The sequence below is a fragment of the Pseudomonas sp. FBF18 genome (genome assembly GCF_024261405.1).
In the GTDB taxonomy this organism is placed as follows: Bacteria; Pseudomonadota; Gammaproteobacteria; order Pseudomonadales; family Pseudomonadaceae; genus Aquipseudomonas; species Aquipseudomonas palmensis.
Genome location: NZ_QKRS01000037.1, coordinates 1 through 3098 on the forward strand (window position 1 = coordinate 1; position 3098 = coordinate 3098).

Sequence of the window (3098 nt, forward strand, 5' to 3'; positions counted from 1 at the left end):
GTGGGCCGAAAAAGCTGCGATCACGCAGCTATTTCTCCGTAAGGACGCGTCCTACAACAGGTATGCAATCCTTCAGCGCATAGCTATCATGCGTGCCTCATTGTGAGTCGAGATTGGCATGCTGAAGTTGTTGAAACTCCTCAAGGATGGTCGATTCCATTCCGGCGAGGCCTTGGGTGCTGCCCTGGGCATCAGCCGCAGCGCCGTGTGGAAGCAATTGCAGCATCTCGAGGCTGAATTGAGTCTGCCGGTGTACAAGGTGCGAGGGCGGGGCTACAGATTGGCTGCGCCCTTGTCGCTGTTGGACGTCAGCGCCATCGAGAGTGCCGGTACAGGCCGGCTCTGGCCAATGCACATCCATGAAGAGATTGACTCGACAAATGCCGAAGCGTTGCGCGCGATCAGTGCCGGTCGCCAGGCACCCTTTCTGGTTCTGGCTGAGCATCAGAGCGCAGGGCGCGGTCGCCGTGGCAGAAACTGGTCAAGCCCCTTTGCGCAGAATCTCTATTACAGCCTAGTGCTGCGTATCGACGGTGGCATGCGGCAATTGGAAGGCCTGAGCCTTGTGGTGGGTTTGGCGGTCATGCGTACCCTTCAGTCCGTCGGAGTGAATGCTGCGGGCTTGAAGTGGCCAAATGATGTGCTGGCCAACGGTCGCAAGATCGCAGGTATTCTTCTTGAGCTTGTGGGGGATCCCGCTGATGTCTGTCATGTGGTGCTGGGTATTGGCGTGAACGTGAATATGCAGACCAACAGCGAGGTCGATCAGGCATGGACATCCGTCCGGCTCGAGACAGGGCAGCAGGTTGATCGCAACCAGCTGGTTGCGCTGCTCAATGAGAATCTGCAGGTTTACCTGGAGCGACATCGTCAGTCGGGTTTTACCGACTTGCAGGCGGAGTGGGAGCAAGGGCACCTGTGGCAGGGGTGTGCAGTATCGTTGATAGCCGGCGTCACCAGGGTCGACGGCGTTGTGCTCGGTATCGATCGTCAGGGCGCGCTGCGTCTTCAGGTCGAAGGTGTTGAGAAGAGCTTTAGTGGTGGTGAGCTCAGTTTGAGGTTACGCGATGATTCTTGAGCTCGATTGCGGTAACAGTTTTATCAAGTGGCGGGTTATCCGCACCGACGCATCGGTTGTTGGCGGCGGCATCGTCGATACCAACCAGGCGCTGATCGAGGCTGTTGAGGCGCTTGCGGGCGATACCCCGGCCCGTTGCCGCCTGGTCAGTGTGCGTACAGAAGAAGAGACCGATCATCTTGGTGATGCCCTGGTGAAGGCGTTCGGGCTGTCGATAGTGCGCGCGCGCTCGGCAACTGCATTGGCCGGGGTTACCAATGGCTATGACGATTACGAGCGTCTTGGGCTCGATCGGTGGCTGGCTTTGCTTGGCGGGTACCATCTGGCCAGAAGGGCATGCGTGGTCATCGATCTGGGGACTGCTGTCACATCGGATTTCGTATCGGCGCAGGGGGAACACCTGGGAGGTTTCATCTGCCCTGGGATGCCATTGATGCGCAATCAATTGCGTACCCATACCCGGCGTATCCGCTATGACGACGAGTCCGCCGAGCGTGCATTGTCGAGTCTGCAGCCTGGGCGCTCTACCGTCGAGGCGGTAGAGCGCGGCTGTACGCTCATGCTGCATGGATTTGTGTTGACTCAGCTCGAGCAGGCGCGCTCATTGTGGGGTGAGGATTTTACCCTGTTCATTACCGGTGGCGACGCAGGCCTGTTGCACCAGGTGGTACCGCAAGCCCGAATCGTTCCCGACCTGGTGTTCGTAGGCCTGGCGATGGCCTGTCCGCTGGAGTGAGGTGTGTATGCGCTGGTTGTTTCTGTTATTGCTGGTCCTCAATGTCGTCTACTACGTCTGGCACCAGCAGGAGGCACCGTTGAGGGCGAAAGAGGTGACATCGCTGTCGCTCTACAAGGGAAGTCAGCAGGGTATTCGTCTGCTCAGCGAGTCTCGCGAGGCGCCATCGCAGAAGGACAATGAGTGTCTCTACCTTGGGGCATTGGCTAGCCCCGAGCTACTGGATAGCCTTCGTCAGCGTCTGATCAGCCTGGATATCCGGGCGCGCAAGGTAGTGGGGAGGCTGCCAGACAGTCAGGGGTGGTGGCTGCAGATAGCGCCTGAAAGCCGTCGCTTGCTGGACGCAACGGTGCTCGCCGGACTTTCTCATGATTTCAAAGACTTAAAAGATAAAATAATGTTGTGCGAAGGCGTTGCAACTATCGAATAGTTTGCATAGAATGGCGCCCGCTCCACAGCGATGACCACTAGGTGGTAACGCAGTGAAGCAGTTGTCAAAGTAGCTAACCTCAAGATTTTAATGAGAAAAAGCTTGACAGCAGGACGGCAAGAGTAGAAAATGCCGGCCACATTGGAGGGGTTCCCGAGCGGCCAAAGGGATCAGACTGTAAATCTGACGTCTACGACTTCGAAGGTTCGAATCCTTCTCCCTCCACCAGTTTAGCGAGAGCTGCAAGCTCCGCGGGTATAGTTTAGTGGTAGAACCTCAGCCTTCCAAGCTGATGATGCGGGTTCGATTCCCGCTACCCGCTCCAGGTTTGCTGTTGTTGCACAGTGTTACGCTCTTGTAGCTCAGTTGGTAGAGCACACCCTTGGTAAGGGTGAGGTCAGCGGTTCAAATCCGCTCAAGAGCTCCATATGACAAGGCAGATATGAAAATATCTGCCTTTGTTTTAATGGTCGGTTTGATCTGCTTATTACTTCTACCGGGGGACAGTCTCGATGGCTAAGGAAAAGTTCGAACGTAACAAGCCGCACGTGAACGTCGGCACCATTGGTCACGTTGACCATGGTAAGACGACGTTGACCGCCGCGCTGACTCGCGTTTGTTCCGAGGTTTTCGGTTCTGCCAAGGTTGACTTCGACAAGATCGACAGCGCCCCGGAAGAAAAAGCACGTGGCATCACCATCAATACTGCGCACGTCGAGTATGACTCGAACATTCGTCACTATGCGCACGTTGACTGCCCGGGTCACGCCGACTATGTAAAAAACATGATTACCGGTGCTGCTCAGATGGATGGTGCTATCCTGGTTTGCTCGGCCGCTGATGGTCCGATGCCG

Annotated in this window: 4 protein-coding genes and 3 tRNA genes; all 7 read left to right on the plus strand. The window is 56.4% G+C overall.

Features of this window, described 5'->3' with window-relative positions:
* Window positions 1–118 precede the first annotated feature (118 nt).
* Window positions 119–1078: a bifunctional biotin--[acetyl-CoA-carboxylase] ligase/biotin operon repressor BirA gene (birA, locus tag DN387_RS25910; RefSeq protein WP_043861944.1), complete on the plus strand. Its 960-nt coding sequence runs from the start codon at window positions 119–121 to the stop codon at window positions 1076–1078.
* Complete coding sequence (locus tag DN387_RS25915; RefSeq protein ID WP_043861943.1) at window positions 1068–1814, plus strand: pantothenate kinase; 747 nt, start codon at window positions 1068–1070, stop codon at window positions 1812–1814. The genes birA and DN387_RS25915 overlap by 11 nt, the downstream gene beginning before the upstream one ends.
* A 7-nt stretch (window positions 1815–1821) precedes the next feature.
* The gene (locus tag DN387_RS25920; protein WP_054916720.1) at window positions 1822–2244 is read left to right on the plus strand and encodes a hypothetical protein; all 423 of its coding nucleotides are present in this window, start codon (window positions 1822–1824) and stop codon (window positions 2242–2244) included.
* A gap of 143 nt (window positions 2245–2387) precedes the next feature.
* Window positions 2388–2472, plus strand: a tRNA-Tyr gene (locus DN387_RS25925).
* A 23-nt stretch (window positions 2473–2495) separates the two neighbouring features.
* Window positions 2496–2569: transfer RNA gene (locus DN387_RS25930), tRNA-Gly, on the plus strand.
* 26 nt (window positions 2570–2595) lie between these two features.
* Window positions 2596–2671 (plus strand) — tRNA-Thr (locus tag DN387_RS25935).
* A gap of 85 nt (window positions 2672–2756) precedes the next feature.
* On the plus strand, window positions 2757–3098 hold a 342-nt coding region (locus tag DN387_RS25940; protein WP_177491371.1), incomplete at its 3' end, for a GTP-binding protein.